General features: G+C 67.9%; 13 protein-coding genes and 1 pseudogene. 9 read left to right on the top strand and 5 right to left on the bottom strand.

Translation table 11 applies throughout. From position 1 onward, the window contains the following. Nucleotides 1–31: 31 nt before the first annotated feature. Both SJY07_RS25000 and SJY07_RS24995 read right to left on the bottom strand, forming a co-directional pair. Nucleotides 32–1,230, bottom strand: a pseudogene (locus SJY07_RS25000) (IS3 family transposase). A gap of 399 nt (nucleotides 1,231–1,629) precedes the next feature. Then, complete coding sequence (locus tag SJY07_RS24995; protein ID WP_380161980.1) at nucleotides 1,630–2,187, bottom strand: MarR family winged helix-turn-helix transcriptional regulator; 558 nt, start codon at nucleotides 2,185–2,187, stop codon at nucleotides 1,630–1,632. A gap of 323 nt (nucleotides 2,188–2,510) precedes the next feature. On the opposite strand from SJY07_RS24995, the gene SJY07_RS24990 reads away from it, so the two are divergent. The 4 genes from SJY07_RS24990 (at nucleotide 2,511) to SJY07_RS24975 (ending at nucleotide 9,323) form a co-directional block, all read left to right on the top strand. Further along, the gene (locus SJY07_RS24990) at nucleotides 2,511–4,076 is read left to right on the top strand and encodes a GAF domain-containing protein (protein ID WP_380156188.1); all 1,566 of its coding nucleotides are present in this window, start codon (nucleotides 2,511–2,513) and stop codon (nucleotides 4,074–4,076) included. A 164-nt stretch (nucleotides 4,077–4,240) separates the two neighbouring features. Continuing rightward, nucleotides 4,241–5,539 carry an EAL and HDOD domain-containing protein gene (locus tag SJY07_RS24985; RefSeq protein ID WP_380161978.1) on the top strand — a complete coding sequence of 433 codons (1,299 nt, stop codon included), beginning with the start codon at nucleotides 4,241–4,243 and terminating at the stop codon, nucleotides 5,537–5,539. 514 nt (nucleotides 5,540–6,053) lie between these two features. Next, nucleotides 6,054–7,604, top strand: a complete 1,551-nt coding sequence (locus SJY07_RS24980) for a diguanylate cyclase domain-containing protein (protein ID WP_380161976.1) — start codon at nucleotides 6,054–6,056, stop codon at nucleotides 7,602–7,604. Between the two features lie 453 nt (nucleotides 7,605–8,057). Beyond that, nucleotides 8,058–9,323 (top strand): IS256 family transposase, encoded by a 1,266-nt coding sequence (locus tag SJY07_RS24975; RefSeq protein WP_380162526.1) that lies wholly within the window; start codon nucleotides 8,058–8,060, stop codon nucleotides 9,321–9,323. A 257-nt stretch (nucleotides 9,324–9,580) separates the two neighbouring features. On the opposite strand, the gene SJY07_RS24970 is transcribed toward SJY07_RS24975, so the two are convergent. After that, nucleotides 9,581–10,249, bottom strand: a complete 669-nt coding sequence (locus tag SJY07_RS24970) for an HAD-IA family hydrolase (RefSeq protein ID WP_380161974.1) — start codon at nucleotides 10,247–10,249, stop codon at nucleotides 9,581–9,583. 87 nt (nucleotides 10,250–10,336) lie between these two features. Between SJY07_RS24970 and SJY07_RS24965 the strand changes: the two genes are divergently transcribed. From SJY07_RS24965 to SJY07_RS24950, 4 genes are all read left to right on the top strand, one after another. Beyond that, nucleotides 10,337–10,585: a hypothetical protein gene (locus SJY07_RS24965; RefSeq protein ID WP_380161972.1), complete on the top strand. Its 249-nt coding sequence runs from the start codon at nucleotides 10,337–10,339 to the stop codon at nucleotides 10,583–10,585. A 70-nt stretch (nucleotides 10,586–10,655) separates the two neighbouring features. Further along, nucleotides 10,656–12,950, top strand: coding sequence for an MMPL family transporter (locus SJY07_RS24960; RefSeq protein ID WP_380161970.1), 2,295 nt, complete (start codon nucleotides 10,656–10,658; stop codon nucleotides 12,948–12,950). A gap of 380 nt (nucleotides 12,951–13,330) precedes the next feature. Further along, nucleotides 13,331–14,536, top strand: a complete 1,206-nt coding sequence (locus tag SJY07_RS24955) for a sensor histidine kinase (RefSeq protein ID WP_380161968.1) — start codon at nucleotides 13,331–13,333, stop codon at nucleotides 14,534–14,536. Nucleotides 14,537–14,694: 158 nt separating this feature from the next. Next, nucleotides 14,695–15,372, top strand: a complete 678-nt coding sequence (locus SJY07_RS24950) for a response regulator (RefSeq protein ID WP_380161966.1) — start codon at nucleotides 14,695–14,697, stop codon at nucleotides 15,370–15,372. Between the two features lie 51 nt (nucleotides 15,373–15,423). Here the strand turns inward: SJY07_RS24950 and SJY07_RS24945 are convergent, their stop codons facing one another. After that, entirely contained in the window at nucleotides 15,424–16,485 is a 1,062-nt protein-coding gene (locus tag SJY07_RS24945; RefSeq protein ID WP_380161964.1) for a diacylglycerol/lipid kinase family protein, read from the bottom strand. 524 nt (nucleotides 16,486–17,009) lie between these two features. On the opposite strand from SJY07_RS24945, the gene SJY07_RS24940 reads away from it, so the two are divergent. Then, nucleotides 17,010–19,391 (top strand): glycoside hydrolase family 3 N-terminal domain-containing protein, encoded by a 2,382-nt coding sequence (locus SJY07_RS24940; RefSeq protein WP_380161962.1) that lies wholly within the window; start codon nucleotides 17,010–17,012, stop codon nucleotides 19,389–19,391. Nucleotides 19,392–20,050: 659 nt separating this feature from the next. Here the strand turns inward: SJY07_RS24940 and SJY07_RS24935 are convergent. Continuing rightward, a complete protein-coding gene (locus SJY07_RS24935; RefSeq protein WP_380161961.1) occupies nucleotides 20,051–22,099 on the bottom strand; it encodes a beta-galactosidase in 2,049 nt (682 codons plus the stop codon). Between the last annotated feature and the right edge of the window lie 27 nt (nucleotides 22,100–22,126).

Genomic DNA, 22,126 nt, shown 5'->3' with positions numbered 1-22,126 from the left:
GGGTCTGCTGCACGATCAGATGACAGCTACGTCACGCGGTCAGAGCGACCGACGTAGTCATGATGGTCTCGTACTCAACAGGGGTCAACCGGCCCAACCCGCTCTGCCGCCGACGGCGGTGATAGGTCCGCTCAATCCAGGTCACGATCGCGATCCGCAACTCCTCCCGAGTGACCCACTGCCGGCGGTCCAAGACGTTGTTCTGCAACACCCCGAAGAAACTCTCCATCGCCGCGTTGTCCCCGGCCGCACCGACACGACCCATCGACCCCACCAGGCCGTGTCGACTGAGGGCGTAGACGAATCTCCTGGATCGAAACTGCGACCCACGGTCCGAATGTAGCGTGCAACCGTCGACGTCAAAACCCTCAACCCGGCGTCGCGCAACGGCATTGGCCAGGGCATGGACGGCCAAGCGAGAAGTCATCCGGGAGTCGATGGAGTACCCGACGATGCGCCGGGAGAACACGTCCTTGATCGCACAGAGGTAGAGCTTGCCCTCGGCGGTCCAGTGCTCGGTGATGTCGGTGAGCCACAACTCGTTAGGCCGGTTTGCGACGAACTTCCGACGGACCAGATCGTCATGCACTGGCGGACCCGGTCGCTTGCCGTTCTTGCTGCGGCGCTTAGAGAATGCGCTCCACCACCGGGTATCCGAACAGATCCGCCAGGCGGTCCGCGCCGCCATGGACTGCCCGGCCTCAGCAGCCTCTTCGTGCAGGTAGCGGTAGCCGAACTCCGGATCATCGAGGTGAGCGTCGAGGAGGGCATTGGCACGGTAGGCCTCCTCCAGCTCCGCCGGGGTGACGGGCTCGGCAAACCAGCGGTAGTAGACCTGTCGAGCGATGTTCAGCACCCGGCACGTGAGGGCCACCGAGATGCCCTCGGCGGCCAGCTCGCTCACGAGCGGGTAGAGCCTTTTCCCGAGCCACGTCCTGAGCTACCGGGCAGGTTCGCCTGGGAGAGGTAGGCCGCGGCGCGGCGCAGGACCTCATTCTCCTGCTCGAGCAGCTTGATCCGGCGGCGGGCTTCGCGCAGCTCCGCGTTGTCACTCGTGCTCGTGCCAGGCTTGACGCCCGCGTCCACGTCAGCTTGGCGCATCCACTTTGACAAGGTCATGACGTGGATGCCGAAGTCGGCGGCGACCTGCTCCAACGTCACGCCAGGATCGCGGTCCCGGGCGACACGGACGACGTCGTCTCGGTACTCACGCGGGTAGGGCTTGGGCACAGCAACATCCTTCCAGGCCTGCTCGGGAGCAAGCCAGCTTGGTTGTCACCGATCAGTGCAGCAGACCCCATCCGTAGGGGAGCCGCCTACCACGCGTCCAGCTCAACGGTGCGGTTGTGGTGCTGCACCAATCCTATTGATAGGTACCCGAAAAGTATCAGTTCTGTTGCATGATTCGGGTCCACCAGAGTGGTGTACGACCAGTCCGGTGACGCTCTTCCGTCGCTAGCCCGGACATGGCGTCTGTCGTCGCGGCGGCCGTGGACAGCGCTGGCCCGCCAGCGCCTCGAACGATGGGAATGCTGGCGCCAGCAGGTCTGGGAAGTGGCTGACCCGAGAACCGATACCGGGGTCGTGGTCGCTGGCGCAGTCATTCGCCGTGCGCACCCCGTCGAGGCGTCAGTGTGAAGCTGTTTCGTGCGGCTCGACGACCTCGGCGAGCAGCGCAGCCAGCGCGGCCGCACCAGCCGCCGACAGCGGCGCGAAGAACTTCCGCATCCGATCACGCACCAGGACGGAGAACGCGTCGGTGGTCTTCTCCCCCGCGGAGGTCAGGGCCAGGACGACTTTGCGACCGTCAGAGGGGTGCTTCTGACGGACGAGCAGCCCGTCGGCCTCCAGCCGCTTGGCGATCAGCGTCACGCACGACTGCGGTACCTGCATACGCCGGGCCAGCTCCCCCGCGCTCTGGTCTCCCACGACGTGCAGCAAGTACATCGCTCGCAGATCACTGCCCTGCAGGCCCACCTGTCCCGCCACACCATCCAGGACGTTCAACAAGCTCAGACCCGCCTGCAGGGTGAGGTGACCGACCTCCGATCCGCTGAAGGGCGACCTCGCGATGACGTCGCGGTCTTCGCGGACGCCCGGCAGGCGGCCGACGTCTAGCAGGAAGGTGACCGGGGCTGTGCTCGCACTGGTCGAGTGAGCATTGGGGGCGTCGGTGGTGACTGTCACAACTCTTTCATCGGTTGAGGACCCTGGTCCCTGAACACCGCTGAGGCATCAGATGGACACGGGTCCACCTCGCCGACCAGGACATCCTTGCAGTATCGACGGTGCCGCCGGTGTCGGCGGTGCCGCAGCACGAGACGCCTGCCTGAGACCCCGCATGCGACGTCCCTCGGTGGGTGGACTCCATCGGTTCTCTACCTGGACGTTCCTCCGAACGCAGCAGTACAGGTCGTGATCCGTCCTGCCGATTCCTTCAGTGCTGAACTATCAGGGCGTCGATCCGCGCTCGCCCCTCCCGACGCTGCAGGATCCCCGGAGGACTCACCGTGTTCGCTCGCCACGCCACCAAGGCCGTCACGTCGCTGACCCAGCAACTGGCCGAGGCCGCAGCAGACCTCGATGCAGTCACCGGTGTCGTCGAGGCACTGCAGCAGGCACGCACCGTCGAAGACGCCATCCGCATCGCCCTGGAGACCGTCCGGACCCACTTCGACTGGGCCTACGGCTCGTTCTGGAAGCTCGACCAGGCCGCAGGGGTGCTCCGCTTCGCCCAGGACAGCGGAGTAGCGGGGGCGGAGTTCCGCAAGGTGACGCTGGAGGCCACCTTCGCGGAAGGGGTCGGCCTCTCGGGCCGGGCCTGGCGCCAGCGCGACCTGGTCTTCGTCGCCGACCTCTCCGAGCTCAGCGACTGCGTGCGCGCACCGGTGGCGCAGCGCGACGGCATCAAGGCCGGCATCAGCTTCCCGATCCTGCAGGACGGTCACGTCGTAGGCACGATGGACTTCTTCACCACCGAGCAGGCCACCCCCTCGACAGGGCGGATGGCTGTCCTGCGCAGCGTCGCGACGCTGATCTCCGGCGCGGTGACCCGATTGGACGAGGCTCTGCGTCAGGAGAAGGCCGCCCAGGACGTCGCGGCGGTCTCCACCCTCATCCGCGAGCTCACCTCCGCCGGGGGTGAAGAAGCCGCGCTGCGGGTGGCGCTGGACACCATCCGACGTGACTTCGACTGGCAGTACGGGTCGTTCTGGCGTCTGGATGAGACGGGGTCGGCCGGCCATCAGGTGCTGCGCTTCGAGCTGGAGTCGGGCGATGCGGGAAGTGAGTTCCGCCAGGTGACCCTCTCCGCCTCCTTCGCCAAGGGCGTCGGACTCTCCGGGCGGGCCTGGGCCAAGCAGGACCTGCTCTTCGTGGAGGACCTCGGCGAGATGACCGACTGCGTCCGCGCTCCCGCCGCTCAGCGGGCCGGGGTGAAGTCAGGCGTCTGCCTGCCCGTCGTGGTCGGTGGGCGGGTGGTCGGGACGATGGACTTCTTCGCGACCAGAACCCTGGTGATGTCGACCAGCCGGGAGAGCGCGCTGCGCAACACCGCCTTCCTCATCGGTCAGGCGATGGAACGCTTCGCCGCCGCGGAGCGCCTCACCACGGCCGGTACCGACCTGCTGACTTCCATCGAGGAGGTGGAGCGCAACGTGGTGACCGCCTCGGGCGTCGCCGCCCAGGGCGAAGCGCTGGCCGCGGAGGCCAACGTCGAGGTCGCCGAACTCCAGCAGGCCAGTGACGAGATCAACGAAGTGGTCCGCGCGATCCAGGCCATCGCTGCGCAGACGAAGCTGCTCGCGCTCAATGCGACCATCGAAGCCGCACGGGCGGGTGAGTCCGGGCGCGGTTTCGCGATCGTCGCCGAGGAGGTCAAGGAACTCTCGGGGGAGACCGAGCGGGCGACCGCCAGCGTGAGCGCCAAGGTGGCCAGCATCCAGGAGCGGGTGGAGGCGGTCACCGCGTCGCTGACGCAGATCCATGCCGTGGTCGAGGCCATCAATCAGACCCAGTCGGTCATCGGTGGTGTGCTCACCGAGCAGTTCGCTGTGACCCGCGACATCCTCTCGTGAGTGTCGGCCCGGAACCTGACTCGACCATTGCCTCCGTCACCCCTGCCCCTGCCCGGGATGGCGCGACCGGTCACGGCACCCCAGTCGGGGTCACGAGCGGGGTCACGAGCGGGGTTACCGAGACGAGAGTCGGTCTGCAGGGGATCTACACCGCCCAACGTCAGGTGTTCGCCTACGAGCTCCTCTACCGCTCGGGAAGGGCTAACCACGCTCAGCTCTCCGGCCGCCTGGAACACGACCGCGCCACGGCACAGGTCATCGGCGCGACGTTCGCAGAGTTCGGCGTGGAGGACCTGGCCGGTGGACGACGTCTCTTCCTGAACACGACCCGGTCCTTCTTCACCGGGGAACTACCGCTGCCCTTCGATTCCGAGGGGGTGGTGCTGGAACTGCTGGAGACCGTCGAGGTGGACCACCTGGTCATGGCTGGGTTGCACGCCCTGAAACGGCGCGGCTTCGAGATCGCCGTCGACGACTTCGACGGCGAGCTGTCGCGCGTGCCTGCTGTCTTGCTTGCCGACTACGTGAAGATCGACCTCGAAGCGACGGCCGAACGCTTGCCCCAGGTGATCGCTCTCGTGCGAAGGGTCAATCCGAAGGCCGTCGTGCTGGTGGAGCGGGTCGAGACCGAGGAACAGTTCACGACCTGCCAGGACCTCAGCGTCGACCTCTACCAGGGCTATCTCCTGCACCGTCCAGACGTCGTGCAGCGCCAGACGCTGAGTCCGGAACATCTCACCTGCGTCCAGCTCCTGGCCTTGCTGACTGACCTGGAGACCCCTGTCGAGCAGGTGCTCGAGCACCTGTCCAGTGATCCCGGCCTGAGCGTGCGGGTGTTGACCACGGTCAGTTCCGCGGCCTATGCCCCTCGTGGTGGCGTGACGTCCCTGCGCCAGGCCGTGGTCATGTTGGGCCGTCAGGAGCTTCTCGGGTGGATCACCCTGCTGTTGCTGGCGCACAGTGGATCCGTCGGTGTGCCGGAGGAGACGATCACCTGGATCTTCACGCGGGCCGAGGCATGCCGATTGCTCACACCCACCCAACCAGACGCGGGTTTTACCGTGGGACTGCTGTCCGGTGCCGCTGAGGCGCTGGGGTTCGACCCCGGTGAGCTGACTCGCGGATGCCGCCTGCAACCCCAGGTGCGCGATGCGTTGGTGCTCGGTGCTGGACCGTTGGGGGCCGCGGTCGACGCCGTCCGCGCTCATGCGGCGACCCTCGAGCAAAACCACTCCTTCGCGGGAGATGTCGGGAACGGTAGTCGTATCGAGACGGCAGAGGTGATGAGCGTCCTGACGGAGACTCTCGTGTCGCGACGGAACTCTGGCGCTGAGCAGCCTGCGGGCGGTTCCGTCGTCGAAGCTGCAACAGGTGTGGTGGCGTCGGTCGAGCTCGATGTGGTCTCCCGCAGCTACCTGAAGGCTCTGGTGACGGCCAGGGCGAGGGCCCGGCGGCTCATGTGAGCCTCACGCGACACCCCGATGCCGGAAGATGTCCCTACGTCCTTCGCCAAGCTGCGATGGCGAGTCCGGCCGCGATAGCGGCCGGACCCGGGCGTCCTGACGCACGAGTGGTCAGCTCGCCGAGACAGGCACCTTTCACAGTCGTCTCCTGCTCTTGAGAGGTCCGACCCTCAACGAAGTCGAGGTGATGGGCCACGCAACAGGCACGCTCCTCCCCCCTCCATGACGTGGGTGCATCAGCGACCGCGAGGGAAGCGAGCCGGCCGCTGTGACCGACTGTGTCCAGTCGTCCGCGGTTGGGTGAGAAGAAGCTGAAGGAGTCCAGATAATCCGCTGTCCGGTCGATAGTCCACGACAGCACAGCGCACAGTTCGATCCGTCGTGACGTCGTCACACAACGATCCCGGAGAGCAGCATCGTGGCCAGGACCGCCGACCCAGGCACCGAGCGGGACACCCGCCGTGACGTGGTCGGGCGTCCTCTCCTCGCTGCGTGGCGAGAATCGCCGGTGCGAGTGACCCTTCTGGGCCTCACCGGGCTCCTTGGACTGGCCGCCACGATGGTGTCGCGGTTCCTTCCGGTGGTTGCCGCTGTGGCCTCACTGGGCCTGGTGGTGATGGCTGCGGTGATCGTCCTCCTGCCGGGTCGTCGCTACCGAGTGCCGGGACGTCCGTGGCAGGCGCTGCTCATCGGTTTCATGGTGCTTGCGGCCCTCACTCCTCAGACGTTGCTCATCCTCGAGAGCCTCGCGGCAAGAGTGACAGGTACGCCCGCAGCTCCGACGTCGCTGCTGGTAGTGGTCGCGGGCACGGGTGTTCTCGTCTACCCGGTGCTGTTCTGGGCGAACCTGCGGATGCTGCACTACCAGCGCAGCGCCGTCATGCCTCACATCACTGCCTGGTTCGACGGTATCGCCAGCGTCTTCGGCCTCGGGGCGATCCTAGCCGTGACCGCTGTCCCCGCCCTGCACGACGCAGCCATGCCCGCGACTGCCGCCTGGGCATGGCTGACGCGCCCCGTGCTGCTGTTGGTCTTGACGGCTTTCGCGGCGGCGAACTGCCATCTCGTGGGCTGGCGTTGCGACCCCAGACTCCCGAAACTCTTCGTGGCCTTCGCGCTCACGCTCGTCGCAGAAGTGCTGGACTCGATCCACTTCGCCGGTGCACCAATGCCGACGACAGCCTTTGTCTCGATCCCGTCGTGGGCACTGGGCGCTGCGGCAGTAGTACGTCTTGTCTCCCTCGTCCTCCTCGTGCACACGGCCTGGTCGCCGGCACCGGCTCCGATAGCCGCCACCGATCTGGGCTGGGCGAACCTGGCGGCGCCCCTCAGTGTCTTCACCTTGACGATGGTGGCCGCCTACTTCCGGACCTCGCACCCCCGTGCGGCCACGGTCGCCCTCGTCTTCGAGGTCCTCGCTCTCGCTGCGGTCGCCACGAAGTTGGCGGTCGTCATCAAGACCCTGATGTCACTGCTGGAGCGGAGCCGAGCGGCATTCGTCGACGAACTCACCGGACTACCCAATCGTCGAGCGTTCTTCGAGGAGGCGACGAACCTGGACGATCGGCAGGCGGTCGTCGTCATGATCTTGGACCTCAACGGGTTCAAACGGATCAACGACACCCTGGGACACCAGGTCGGCGACCTGCTCCTGCGCGACACCGCGCTACGCCTGCAGTCTGTGGTTGGAGCGTCGGGGATCACAGCGCGCCTGGGCGGCGACGAGTTCGTCGTCCTGCTCCCAGACACCACCGCGGAGACCGCCGCGGCACTCGCCGCCGACATCGTCAGGGAGCTTGCACCTCGACAGGTCGGCGAGCATTTTGTTCTGGCATCGGCCAGCGTCGGCATCGCGAGCAGACCCGCCACGCCCCCGACGAGGGCCAACGGTGGCCCTACCTCGGTCCGTGGCGGACGTCGAACACCAAAGATGGTCTTGACCGGGACAGACCTACCTTCGGTGAGTGAGACCCCGCGTTTCCGCATCGACGATCTCGTGCGGGCTGCAGACGCTGCCATGTACTCGGCGAAAGCCGCAGGAGGCGGCCACCGCACAGCTTCGTAGAGTCAGGTCTGCTCAACCGGCCGATGCGACGGCGAAGCGGCCAGAGCTTGACCCGCTTCACCGGACACCATCAGTTTTCCCTAACGCCGAAGCCCTGCTGCGTCTGGCCGGCTGCATGCTGATCGAGGCGCACGATGAGTGCTAGTCCAGGGAACGGCGTTACCTGTCGGAGACTTCGATGGCGTTGCCGACCCCGCCGGAGCCGACGGTCCTAGCGGGGCGTGTCAGATGGTCTGTGTAAGGGGCGTTGCCGACACGCTGGCGTGAAGCCGGCGGAAGGAGACCTCGATGAGCACGGACACGACCAAGGCTGAGCGGCTGTGGCAGGCACTCGACAGCGCTGAGCAGCAGCTGCAGGCTGGCCCGGTGCCGAAGCATCGCCCAGACCCCCGCGAGCAGACCCCCGCCGCCGCGTTGCGCCGGGACTTCCTCGGTGACGACGTCATCGACCAGATGATCGCCCAGGCCGGTCAGGGCGGGGTCGCGCTGACCGGGGAAGGCGGGTTCCTGCCCGAACTGATCCGCCGCGTCCTCGAACGCGGGATGGCCGCTGAGCTCGATGACCACCTGGGCTATGAGAAGGGCGACCCGGCGGGTCGAGGAACGGCGAACTCCCGCAACGGCTCGACCCTCAAGACCGTCGCCAGTGAAGTCGGGGACATCCCGCTGGCCACGCCGCGGGATCGAGCCGGGACGTTCGAACCTCGCCTGGTCCCGAAGGGCGCCCGCCGCCTGGGTGGGTTGGAGGAGCAGATCATCTCCCTCTACGCGGGTGGAATGACGGTGCGCGACATCCAAACCCACTTCGCCCGGACCCTGGGCACAGATCTGTCCCACGAGACGATCGCCAACATCACCGACGCGGTCCTGGAGGAAGTGAAAGCCTGGCAGTCGCGCCCTTTGGATGAGGTGTGGCCGGTGCTGTTCCTGGACGCCATCGTGGTGAAGGTCCGTGACGGCGGGCAGGTCCGTAACCGCCACGCGAACATCGTGATCGGCGTCGACACCGATGGCGTGAAGCACGTCCTGGGGATCTGGGTCGATGCCAGTGAGGGGGCGAAGTTCTGGGCCTCGGTCTGCGCGCAACTGGCGAATCGGGGCGTGCGGGACGTCCTCATCGCCTGCTGCGACGGGCTGCCCGGTCTGCCCGAGGCGATCGAGGCGACCTGGCCTCGCACGGTCGTCCAGACATGTGTGGTGCACCTGATCCGGGCCGCCAACCGCTATGTCAGCGACAAGGACCGCAAGGTGTTCTCCCGCGCGCTGAAGGACGTCTACACCGCCGCCGACGTCGACGCCGCTCGCACGGCGTTTGAGGAACTGACCGACTCCGAGATGGGCCGGAAGTACCCCGCGGCGGTCGCGGTCTGGGAGCGGGCGTGGGAACGGTTCACGCCCTTCCTGGCCTTCCCGCCGGCCGTCCGTCGCGTCATCTACACGACGAACTCGATCGAGTCGTTGAATTACCAGCTCCGCAAGATCATCAAGAATCGGGGTCACTTCCCCTCCGACGACGCGGCGGTGAAGCTGTTGTGGCTGGCGATCCGCGATATCGAGGACAAGCGGGCTCGGGCGCGGGAGAAGGACCGCGGCAAGCCCGCCAACCAGCGCTCAGGGCCAGCGAAACTGATCGAGGGTGCCGGCACCCACGGCTGGAAGATCGCGCTGAACCAGCTCGAACTCATGTTCCCCGACCGTCTCGATGGTCACATCAACTGACGAACTCAACAGTCACTTACACAGAAGTCTTGACAGGCTCTCCTAGCGACACCCGCGCTGCGCATGGACGTCGACACGGACACGCCGCTCGACACGACCCGGGGCCCTCACGGCATGGGCGGAATTCGCAGCGCTTTACGCGCGAGGAGTTACACCACTCCGGGGACGTCACCGGCCTGACATGCCGAAGGGCGATGGGCGCCGGGCGGGGGCCGCACACCGCGAGGGCCACGTCGATCGACACCGATACGGCAGCGTCAGCGCAGCGACACCTGCTCCAGCGACTCCACAGCATGCTCATGCGGTGCATCGAGCACATCGCCCGTCCCCTGAACCGCCACTGCACGAATCCCGGCAGCCGCCGCAGCCATCAGCCCCGCTACCGCGTCCTCCACCACCACACACGCCTCGACAGCGACCCCCAGCAGACGCGCAGCCATCTCATACCCCTGCGGATCAGGCTTCCCCACCGTCACATCATCGGCAGTGACCAGTACTCCGGGCACACCAAAACCAGCCGCCCGCAACCGAGCCTGCGCAACCGGGCGGTTCCCCGAGGTGACCACCGCCCACGACCCGACCGGTAACTGAGCCACCAGAGCCAACGCCCCTGGGCACGCCGCGACCTCACCGGCCGTTGACACCTCCAGCTCCAGCAGCAGCCGCTCCTCCGCCACAGCGTCCAGGTGCGGTGCCACCAGCGCGACCAGCTCGGCATTGGTCCGGCCCGGGGACAGGTCCACCACCAACTGCGGGTCCACTCCGCGCTGCAGAGCCCACTGCCGCAGCTGGTTCTCGATCAAAGCCATCGAGTCGACCAGTACCCCGTCCATGTCGAAGAGCACCGCCTGGCACACCTCGACAGCGCCCCCTATCTGCAGTTGAAGCTCCACACCGATCCCTTCATCGCCACCGACCACCGCCACCGACCACCGCCGGCCTCGAGGCGGACCTGACTGAACGCTGGACCACGGACGCCGCCAGCACAAACTCCGCCACCGCACGGTCATCCCATGAAGTACGCGTCCGGCAAGGAGAACGCAGTCACCGAACAAGGTAATGAGCTGCGAATGTCCGGGGCGCAGCACAGCCGTCATACCCAACGCGTCGTCGACCCGATGCTCGACTGTGCCACGGATGAAGTGACGTCAACGACGACCCGGATGGTTGGGGGGCGAGCATCGCGGGACGACGGTGCAGCAAGCGACGTATCCGCCAACACCGGTGTACCGCGGCTGCGGTACCTGCGGTCACCGCGCTGAGCCGATGTCCCCGGGAGTCGAACTGACGACGATGAAGGAGTCTCGTCGTGCTCTAGAAGAAGGATCCCTGATGACTGCGCTCGCTCGGTGGTGCGCCAAGAGGCGCTGGTACGTGGTGGGGGCTTGGGTCCTCGCCTTGGTGGCCCTGGCCGCAGGTGCGTTGAGCGCCGGTGACGGCTTCACCAACGCCTCCTCCAGCTCGGCCACCGAGTCCAGCCGGGCCAGCAGCCTCATGGCCTCAGCAGGACTCCCCTCCGGCAACGGAGGAGGCAAGATCGTCTGGCACAGCAACGGCGCTTCCGTGCAGGACCCCGCGGTGCAGACCGAAGTGTCGGCCGCGCTGACGAAGATCGCGGACCTGCCCGGGGTCGCGGCGGTCACCAACCCCTACACCCAGCCCGAAACGGCGGCGACGCAGCTCAACGCCTCCGCCGGCACCGCCTACGCCACCGTCGCCATCACCTCCACCGACAGCATCGAGGCGATCCGCGACATCGCCGCGGGATTGAACAGCGATCAGCTGCAGGTCGCCGTCGGTGGCCAGGTCTTCACCGAGCAGCCCGCCGCCGGCGGCGCCGCCGAAGGCGTCGGCATCCTCGCCGCGTTGGTGATCCTGCTCCTCGTCTTCCGCTCTGCGTGGGCCGCGGTCCTGCCGATCATCACCGGCATCGTCGGGGTCGCCACGTCCCTGCTCCTCCTGATCCTGCTCTCGCACGTGACCGACCTGTCCAGCAACGTCATCACCATGGGCGCCCTGGTCGGGCTCGGCGTGGGCATCGACTACGCCCTCTTCATCGTCAACCGTCACCGCAAGGCGCTGATGGGCGGCAAGAGCGTCCACGACGCGGTCTCCGAGGCGCTGAACACGTCCGGGCGGGCGGTCCTCTTCGCCGGGGCCACCGTGATCATCGCCCTGCTGGGTGTCGTCGTCGTCGACATCGACATCCTCACCGGCATGGCCCGCGGTGCGGCGCTGGCGGTGCTGCTGACGGTGGCCGCCGCGACGACCTTGCTGCCGGCTCTGCTGTCCCTGATCGGGCTGCGGGTCCTCTCCCGCCGCCAGCGACGCGAGCTGGCCGCCGGACCCGCTACTCCCCTCTCTTCGTCCCCGACCCGCTCCACCCTGGCCGAGCGCTGGTCCGCACTGGTGCAGCGCGCCCCTAAGCGCCTGGGTGTCCTGGGGTTGCTGGTCATGGTGGTCCTGGCCTCCCCGGCGGTCTCCCTGCGGTTGGGTTCCTCCGACGCCGGCAGCGACCCGGTGGGTACCGCGAGCCGGGAGTACGCCGACCTCATGGGCGCCGGCTTCGGCGACGGCGTCGACGCCACCTTGTCCCTGGTGGCCGCCACCCCCGACGCCGCCTCGCAGCAAGCGTTCACCGACCTCAGCACCCGCCTGACCTCCGTGGACGACGTCGCCGCGGTCAGCCCGGTCGCCACCGGCACCACACCCGATGGCCAGAGCGTGTCGGCGATCACCCTCACCCCCTCCTCCAGCGCCCAGACCGAGGCGACGGCCGACCTGGTCACCGCGCTGCGCGAGGACGTCATCCCCGCCACCGTCGCCGGCTCCGGCGTCAACTCCGGCGTCAACTCCGGGAGCTCGAATCTGCAGGTCCTGGTCGGCGGGACCACCGCCAGCTCGATCGACAGCGCCCAGGACGTCCTGTCCAAGCTGCCGCTCTTCCTGGGCCTGGTCGCCCTGCTCGGCTTCCTGTTGCTGGTCATCGCCTTCCGCAGCATCGTCGTCCCGCTGGTGGGGGCACTGGGCAACCTGCTCACCCTCGCCGTCGGCCTGGGCGTGCTGGTCGCCGCCTTCCAGTGGGGCGGTCTGACCGGGGTCCTCCAGCTCGGGAGTGCGGCGCCGGTGGAGTCGCTGGTACCGGTACTGACCATCGGGATCATGTTCGGGCTCTCGATGGACTACCAGGTGTTCCTGGTCTCGCGGATGCACGAGGAGTACTCCCGCACCGGCGACAACGCCCGCGCGGTGCGGGTCGGACTGGCCGAGACGGCCAGGGTCATCGTGACCGCTGCAGCGATCATGTTCTTCGTCTTCGCCGCCTTCGGCTTCGCGGGGCAGCGCATCGTCGCCGAGATCGGCGTCGGGCTGGCAGTGGCCGTCCTGGCCGACGCGTTCATCCTCCGCCTGACCATCATCCCGGCGCTGATGCACCTCATCGGGGACCGCAACTGGGCCTACCCGAGCTGGGCGGAGCGCATCACCCCGCGCATCTCCATCGAGGGTGCGGACACGGGCACCCAGCTCGGTGCAGACGCGGGTGCGGTCGTGCCGATCAGCCGCGGCCACCACGACGCTCGTCCGGCCGGACGCACCGAGGAAACCAGCGGCACCGACGCGCGGTAAGCCCGCTGCTGATCGATCGGTCGCAGCGGACGACCCGGTCATGGTGAACGACGAAAGAACCCCTTGCGCATCCTGCGGATGCGCAAGGGGTGCTCTGCGCAGACGTCTCGAGCAGGGATGCTAACTAGGGGTGGGAATGGGCCGCAGCGGTACGAGCCCTGGTGCCAACGAGGCGAACTGGCTCAGCGGTGCAACAAGGATCGAGCAGAGGGGAGCAGGGGATGACCTCTGAGATGCCGGGGCCGGACCTCGCGGCTGCGGGCGGCTCGAGGGTAGCGGCACACGCATCAGAGCAGGAGCCGGCGCAGGCACCCGGGGAGATACAGGCCTCAAGTGCGGCGCACCGGCTCGCGGTGAGGGGCCGCTCCTCTCATGAGCGGTTGGTCGTTCTCCTCGCGCTGCCGGCGACCGTGGTGCTGGCCAGCCTCGCCGATGGTGGTAGCTGGCACCTGACCTGGCTCACCACGGCCCTAGCCGTCTTCACCTGGTTGCCGCTGCTACTGCTGGGCCCCCACCCCCGGTGGGCGCTGGGCGGCACCATCGCAGCCCAGCAGTTGTGGAGTGCGGAGATCCCCCTGTGGGGACCGGTGCAGTTCACCGCCATTCCCGTCGCCGTCCTGGTCGCCACCTACTCCGTCACCGCCCGCTCACCGCTACGGCGGGGCTTGGGGATTGCCGTGGTTGCCGGCGCGTCGCAGTTCCTGACCGGTGTGGCCTTGCGGCCCGGGCATCTGGACACCACAGCCTTCGCGGTCAACCTCACCGCCTTCTCCGCCGGCCTCGGCCTACTGGTGCGGGATCGCCGCGAACGACTGCACCTGATGGAGGACCGCGCCGTGCGTGCCGAACGAGACCGCTTCACCGAGGCACGACGGCAGGTCAACGCCGAACGGGTGCGCATCGCCCGCGACCTGCACGACGTCCTGGCCCATAACATCGCCCTCATCAACGCCCAGTCCGGTGTCGCGGCCTACCTCCTGCGCACCGACCCCGCCGCGGCGGAGAAGGCGCTCAACGACATCACCCAGCACAGCCGGCAGGCGCTGGACGAGCTGCGCGCCACCGTCGGCCTGCTGCGCCAGGACGACCCCGAGGAAGATCTCGACGGCAGCGAGGACGGCAGCGAGGACGGTAAGCCGTCGGATCGAGCGGGCGCAACCGGCCCGGCCGAGAGGCACCCCACTCCCGGCCTGGCCGATCTACCCGCACTCCTGCAGCGCTACCGCGACAGCGGCAGCACGATCGTGGCGTACCAGCACGGGGAACCCCTCGCCCTGAACGCGCAGACCGACATCGCCGCTTACCGCATCGTGCAGGAGGCGCTGACGAACGCGGCCAAGCACGCCCCCGCAACCGGCGTCGAGGTGGACCTGACCTGGTCAGCCCGTGCCCTGGAGGTACGGGTGAGCAACGACACCACCGCCGCCGAGGCCACCGGGCATCGCGGCGTGGGCACCGGGCACGGGCTGATCGGCATGCGGGAACGGGCCACGGCCGCCGGAGGCTCCCTGGACATCGACCGAGACCAAGGCACCTTCCGCATCACCGCCCACCTGCCGGCGACCGTCTCGACAGCCGCCTCCTGACGCAGGCCTCGACTTGCACAGCGTTGCAGCCGCGACTCACCCCGACGCAACAGACCGACGCAACAGACCGACGCAACAGACCGACGCAACAGACCGCGCGGACGAACGAACCGAAGCGACCGCCCTCGACGAACCACCCCCAGGGAGACCCCCCCACGATGACCATCCGCATCGTCCTGGCCGACGACCAGGCCCTGCTGCGCAGCACGTTCCGACTGCTCATCGACGCCCAACCCGACCTGGAGGTGGTGGCCGAAGCCGCCGACGGCGCCGAAGCCGTCGCCCAGGCCCGCGCCGCCCGCGCCGACGTGGTGCTGATGGACATCCGCATGCCCGGCGTCGACGGCATCGAGGCCACCCGCCGCATCACCGCGGATGAGTCCTTGGCCGGGGTCAAGGTGCTCATCCTCACCACCTTCGAGACCGATGACCTCGTCGTCGCGGCCCTGCGCGCAGGCGCCAGCGGCTACCTCGGCAAAGGAGTCGACCCCGGCGACCTGCTCGAAGCGCTGCGCACCACCGCGGCGGGGGAGCGTCTGCTGTCCCCGGTCGCCACCACCGCGCTGATCTCCCGCTTCCTCTCCCAGCCCGAACCGGTCCCACCTGCGGCGCGGGTGAAGCTGGTGGAAAACCTCACCCCCCGCGAGCGGGAGATCACCTCCCTCGTCGCCACCGGCCTGTCCAACGACGAGATCGCCGGGGAACTGTTCATCAGTCCCGCCACGGTCAAGACCCACGTGAACCGGGCCATGATGAAGACCGGTTCCCGCGACCGGGCCCAGCTGGTGATCTTCGCCTACGAGAACCACCTCACCTCTAGCGGCGGATCCCGCTAGTCGCGGTGGTCCAGCCAGCTAGCGTGATCTGGTCGGGATCATCTAGCTGGGTCAGCTGGCCAGGCTCAGCTCGATCCCGTCGTGCGCCCGAGCCCCGGCCGCGTCCGGCCGGCAGACGCTCAGGGCCGCGGCGGCCGTGCTCAGCCGCAGCCGGCGGGCGGAACCGACGACATCGCCATCGACCTGCACCGGCAGAGCGACATCACTGCTGACCTCGATGCTGCGAGAGCGAAGACGCGGCAGCAGCGGCTGGGGGCGTCCGCGGCCCCAGACCAGGGACCCCGCCGCCCGTGCCCACTGCAGGAGCGTGTCCGGCAGCAGCACGACGGCGTCGAGGAAGCCGTCGGTGGGGTCGGCGCCCGGTAGCAGCGACAGGCCCATCGTCAGCTGGCCGCAGTTGCCGACCACGACACCGTGCGCGCTGCGCGTGCGGCCCTCAGTCCAGCCGTTGGCGTCCACGGCCTGCACGCTCACGACCGACGGGGCCCGGCGCAGGGCACGCACCCCGGAGATGACGTAGGCGGCGTGACCCCAACGACGCTTCAGCTGCGTACCGGCGCCGGCCATCATCGCGGCGTCGAACCCGGCGCCGGCCATCACCAGGAACACGTGCTCGCGGACGTGGCGGCCGTCGCCGTCCCGGTCGACTTCCAGACGCCCCACATCGAGTCGAGCGCGCGGACCTTCACAGGCGACCTGCACTGCCGCCGACACGTCGTCCAACGGGATGCCGAGGTTGCGGGCCAGCAGGTTGCCCGTCCCGACCGGGACGATCCCCAGCGCCACACCGCTGCCCAGCAGCTCCCCGGCGACGGCTCGCACCGTCCCGTCACCACCGGCGGCGAGTACGACGTCGACACCGGCCGCCACCGCGCATCGGGTCTCTGCCCGTCCCAGCGTCTCGGCCGTGGTTGGCAACCACAGCGCCAGGGTCCAGCCGCACCGCGCCAATGCCGCGGACACCTCGCGGTGCAACACGGCCAGGTCGTGGACGCCAGTGAACTTGGTCGGGTTGAGCACGACAGCTGCGCGCTGCCGCCGGCCGTCGAGGCCGAGAACCTGGGTGATGTTTGCGCGGGTGATGTTTGCGCGGGTGGTGTCCTGTTCAGCCATGCCTCAACGGTGGCCGTTGCACTGGCGTTCTACATCGTCTGCAGGCATCAACTTCTGCTCCACCCCTTGCGGTACCCGAGGCCCCAGCGTCTGATCGATCTACCACGTGCGGGGTAGCCCCACCGGCGTCGCCTACGGCCAGTAGGAGCAGGTCTGCGAACACCACGCTCAGCGAGGGCACAGGGAAGCTGGTGAGGTCAGTGGAAACACCGACGAGAGCAGGAAGTCACGAGAACCGATGCGCAGCAGCCAGCTAGCAAGGCTCGGGCCGGCACTGGCTTTGCAGGGTTGCGGGACGCCAAGGGATGCTCCCCGTGTCGAGCTTGAATGCTTGCGGCCTACGCGGCGAGCAAGTAACCTGACGTAGAACGTTGCACGAGAATGTGTGGCGCTTCACGAAGTCCGGCGCCTAGTCGTCCGGCACGGCAGGTACCTGCTGCCGTCAGCCGGTTCGGGCCCCGACCCCCGTTCCGACACGACGAGGGGAAGGACAAGGCATGCCCTCCAGCACGACGAGGCCATGGATGAACCAGCGCCTGACGCCGCAGGAGCGCGCGAACCTTCTACTCGCTCAATTGGACCTGGACCAGAAGATGGCTCAGGTCTCCTGCTACTTCCCCTCCGACATCACGCAGACGGCCGACTTCGTTCAGCGCTACCCGCATGGCCTCGGTGTCGTCTCCGCCCTAGAGGCACGAGCCGCCCTCACCCTGGAGGAAGTGGCGGCCTTCCAGCGCGACGTCCAGTCCCAGGCGATGGTGGCCTCCGGATACGGGATCCCGGCAATCTTCCACATGGAAGGTCTCTGCGGGGCCTACCTTCCCGGTGCGACCAGCTTCCCTTCCGGACTAGGCCGCGGGGCCAGCTTCGACGCCGACCTCGAAGAACGGATCGGCGAAGTGGTGGGCCGGCAGGAACGAGCCCTCGGCATCACCCACACCTTCGCCCCCGTCCTCGACGTCACCCGCGACCCCCGCATGGGGCGACACGGGGAGAGCTACGGCGAGGACCCCACCCTGGTCTCAGCCCTCGGAGTAGCCCTCACCCGGGGCCTCCAGGACCAAGACGAGGCCGGACGGCGCACGGAGGCGGTGGCCAAGCACTTCGTCGGCTCCCATCACACCGAAGGCGGTATCCACGGTGCACACTGCGACGTTCCCGACCGCCTGTTACAGGAGGTGTACGGCAAGCCCTTCCAAGCCGCGATCACCGTGGCTGGGCTGCGCGGGATCATGCCTTCCTACAACTCCGTCGGCGGCGAACCGGTGTCGGCGTCCCAGCGCCTGCTGAGAACACTGCTGCGCGAGCAAATGCACTTCGACGGCCTCATGGTCTCCGACTACGGCGCGATCGAGAACCTGCACACCGTCCAGCGCGTCGCGCCCTCCCCCGCTGACGCCGGCCTCGCCGCTCTGCGGGCGGGGATGGACATCGAACAGCACGTCCCCTACGGCTACTCCAGCCCGCTGCGGGAGAGGTTCGCGCAAGGCCGCGCCGATATCGCACTGCTGGACCGGGCCGTCCGTGAGGTCCTCACCGCCAAGTTCCGCATGGGCCTCTTCGAACACCCCTTCGCCACCGAACCGCAGGAACGCAACCGAACCTTCAGCGTGGCCGCAGACACAGAACTGGCCGTACAGTCCGCTCGGGAGTCGCTGGTCCTGCTGCGCAACGACGGAGTGCTTCCCCTACGCCCGGGGCTGCGCAGGATCGCGGTGATCGGCTGTCACGCCGCGAGTGCTCGCTTCTTCTTCGGTGGCTACACCCACTACTCGATGGCCGAAGGCAAGCTCGCCGTCAACTCCTCCATGGCGGGGCTGACCACGTCCGGTGAGGACGCGCGGACGATCACGAGCACCGTCCCCGGCACCTCCATCGAAGCCTCCGACAGTCCCGTCTTCGAAGAACTGCTGCAGCGTCAGCAACCGGGCATCAAGACCCTGCTGCAGGAGTTGCAGGACCGCCTGCCCAACACCGAGGTGAGCTGGGCCTATGGGTACCCGATCGCCGGAGACGACGACTCCGCCCACGCGGAGGCACTCGCGCTCGCCGCGGACGCCGACGTGGTGCTGCTGACCTTGGGTGGCAAGCACGGGACAGCCTCGATTGCGTCCATGGGCGAGGGCATCGATGCGACCAACATCAACCTGCCACGCTGCCAGGAGGAGCTGATCGTCAAGCTCGCCGCCCTGAGCAAGCCGTTGGTCGGCGTGCACCTGGATGGGCGCCCGGTTTCCAGTGACGCCGCCGATGCGCACCTAGCGGGACTGGTGGAGGCGTGGAGCCCGGCTGAGGGCGGCGCTGAGGCCATCGTCGACGTCTTGACCGGTGCTCACGGTCCCAGCGGGCGGTTGCCGGTCAGTGTCGCCCGCAGCGCCGGTCAGGTGCCGGTCTACTACAACCACCCGCACGGCTCCGCGTGGCACCAGGGTGGCAGCGTCGGCTTCGCGGAGTACGTTGATGCACCCCACACTCCGCGTTATCCCTTCGGCTTCGGTTTGTCGTACACCACCTTCGCTCACACCGATTTGGTCCTCTCGGCACGTGAGGTGGAGGCCGGGGACACCCTCGACGTCACAGTGCGTGTGACGAACATCGGTGAGCGGGCGGGGGTGGAGGTCGTGCAGTTGTACGTGAGTGACCGCTTCGCCTCCATCTCGCGTCCGGTGGTGGAGCTGGCCGGCTTCCGGCGCGTCGACCTGCAGCCTGGGCAGAGCACGGAGGTCCACTTCGCGTTGCAGGTCAGCCAACTGGCGTTCCTCGACGCGGACATGCGGTGGCGGGTGGAGGCGGGCGAGGTGGACCTGATGGTGGGTACTTCCTCGAACGATCTGACCTTGCGCGAGACGGTGACCATCACGTCCGACGCGGTGATCGATGGCGCCCACCGCGGCTTCTACGCCTGAGGACCTGAGCGAGGCTGGCCAGGGATGGGCGGAAGCATCTGACCTGCTTCAGCTCATCCCTGGTCGCATTGCCTCGAGCGCGGCTGGCGGCCCCGCGCCCAGGGGCCGGTAGCTGTCACCGACTCCGACACCACCCTCACCCAACGCTGTAGCCACATTCGCGACCGCGGCCCCTGGACCGGGCTTGTTCGCACCGGGTCCTGCACATAGTGACCTATGCCGGTTCCCCTGCGCAGATGTCGCACCGCACGTGGTGGCGCGGCGGATGGGGTGGCCCAAGAGGGATGGCGTGGCCTCCGTCGGGTTCAGCGCACGCCACCCCGGCGGCGCCTCCCCTGCTCGGTGCGGTGCCGCACCCGTTCACGCCGAGTTGCCAGCAATATCGCCAGCAGTGTCGCCGGCAACGGCAGGTCAGGCGTTCATCGCAGCAACTTCAATACCTTCATGTCTTCCAAGATGTCTCACACCGCTAGGGCTTGGGATTAACCCAGGTAGACGTACCTGCCGGCGTCGTCGGGGAACCAGCCCTACAGGCTGTTGCGGCGCGCCTGCTGCGCGAGGCGGGCAGATCTGTACCGGCGCGCTCGAGGGCGCCGCGGGCGCAGGACCGGTTCGGCATTCCTGGGCGCGCCAGCGGGATCACGACGCCCCCCTCCACCTCAGTGGGAGCTTGCCCCGGTTGACCGGCGCTCTTCGATACGCACCTCGAAGGGCGCGAGGTCCACGACGCCCTCGGCGAGTGCCGCCTGGACCCTCTCTGCGGTGCGGTTGACGACGATCAGCAGATCTCCACGCTCGACGGCCTCGACACCCGATGTAGGGCGCTGCAGCAGTGTCTTGACGTCGGCCTCGGTGCTCCACCGCTCGATGAGGGCGTCAAGGACCGCCTCATCCGGCAGGGTCGATACGTACCAGGCAGCGCCGGTGCCGGTGCTGCGGCGCGTGAGAGCTGGGCGCCCCGCGGCGAAGCCGTCTGCGAAGGTGGAGAGCACCTCGGTGTGAGCATCGATGACAGCGACGACGTCCTGCCACAGGTACGCCTGTCCGGCGAAGGGTCCCACCAGCTTCGTGGCGACACCCGTCGGCTGCTGACCGGACGCCAAGGCGCCCAACGCCGTCCACTCCTCCAGCCGGATGCCCAGGGTCTGCTGGAGGGGACCGAGGTAGCCGTTGAGCCACACATGCAGGTCGCGGTCCAAAATCGCTGATTGATGGGTCACCACCAGGTGACCACCCGAGCGAGCGTAGGTATCGAGGTGCTCCAGGTCTTCTTGACTCACTACGTGCAGCATCGGGGCAACGACGATGTCGTAGTTCGACAGATCGGCGCGGACGGGACAGAAGTCGACGGTGATGCCGCGGCGCAGGAAGGGCCGGTACCAAGCCAGTAGATTCGCGTGGTAGTCGGTGTGGGTGGGGTTGGCGGGCTGTCCCACGGCGCGCCAGGAGTCCCAGTCCACGATGATGGCGGCCCGAGCGGAGACGTCGGCGCCGAGAACTCGGGGTGCCAGTTCAGCCAGCTCAGCGCCCAGGGCGCACACCTCACGGAAGACTCGGGTGTCGGTGCCGGCGTGGGGCAGCATCGCGGCGTGAAACTTCTCCGCACCGGCCTTGGACTGGCGCCATTGGAAGTGGAGCACTCCGTCGGCGCCGCGGGCGACCGCCGTCAGCTGTTCGGAGCGGTACATACCCGCTGGCTTGGAGGCGTTGACTGTGCGCCACTGCACCGCGGTGGTGGCACTTTCCATCAGCAGCCAGGGTCGCCCCTCGCCCAGCGAGCGCATCAGGTCGCGCTGAGCGGCGGCTCCGACGTAGCTCTCCGGATCCGCAGGGTCGGGGTAGGCGTCGTCGCTGATGACGTCCAGGTGCGGCGCCCACTGCCAGTAGTCGGCGCCGGGGAAGAAGCCCATGAAGTTGGTCGTCACCGGCATGGTGGGTGTGTGACGGCGCAAGACCTCCACTTCCGCGCGGTACAAGGCCAGCATGGCGTCAGAGCTGAAGCGGTCGAAGTCCAACAGCTGCGTGGGGTTGGGGAAGGACGGCATCGCCCGCGGGACGTCGACTTCGTCGAAGGAGTCGTAGCGCTGGGACCAGAAGTCGGTGCCCCACGCGTGGTTGAGCTGCTCGATGGTGGAGTACTTGACGCTGAGCCAGCGGCGAAACGCCGCTGCGGACTCGTCGTCGTAGCTTCGCATGACGTGGCAGCCGTACTCGTTGTTGACGTGCCACCCCACGACCGCGGGGTGCTGACCGTAGCGGGCAGCGATCTGTTCCACCAGACGCAGCGCGTGCTCTCGGTAGGCAGCTGAGGAGGGGCTGTAGTGCTGGCGGGAGCCGAAGCCGAGCCGTACCCCCTCGGCCGTTACCGGCAGGGACTGGGGGTAGGAGCGAGTGAACCAGGCCGGCGGGGAGGCCGTCGCCGTCGCGAGCAGAACGTCGACGCCCCCCGCGTGGAGGCGGTCCAGGACGTCGTCCAACCAGCTGAACTCGTACTGACCAGGGCGTGGCTCAAGACGCGACCACGAAAAAACTCCCACGGTGGCCAAGTTGACGCCTGCCTGGTGCATCAAGCGCACGTCCTCATCCCAGACCTGCGACTCCCATTGCTCCGGGTTGTAGTCACCGCCGAACCGCGACGTGGACAACAGGGCGTTCGCGGGTCGTGGCTGCGAGTCGCGGTGACTATCGGTGTGGGAGGTGCTGTTCATGGGAATCTTCGTCTCGGATTCGTGGCC

Source organism: Kineococcus sp. R86509, from assembly GCF_042466365.1.
GTDB lineage: Bacteria > Actinomycetota > Actinomycetes > Actinomycetales > Kineococcaceae > Kineococcus.
Note: the sequence above shows the minus strand (reverse complement) of the source record. Positions and strands in the feature narration are given on the sequence as shown.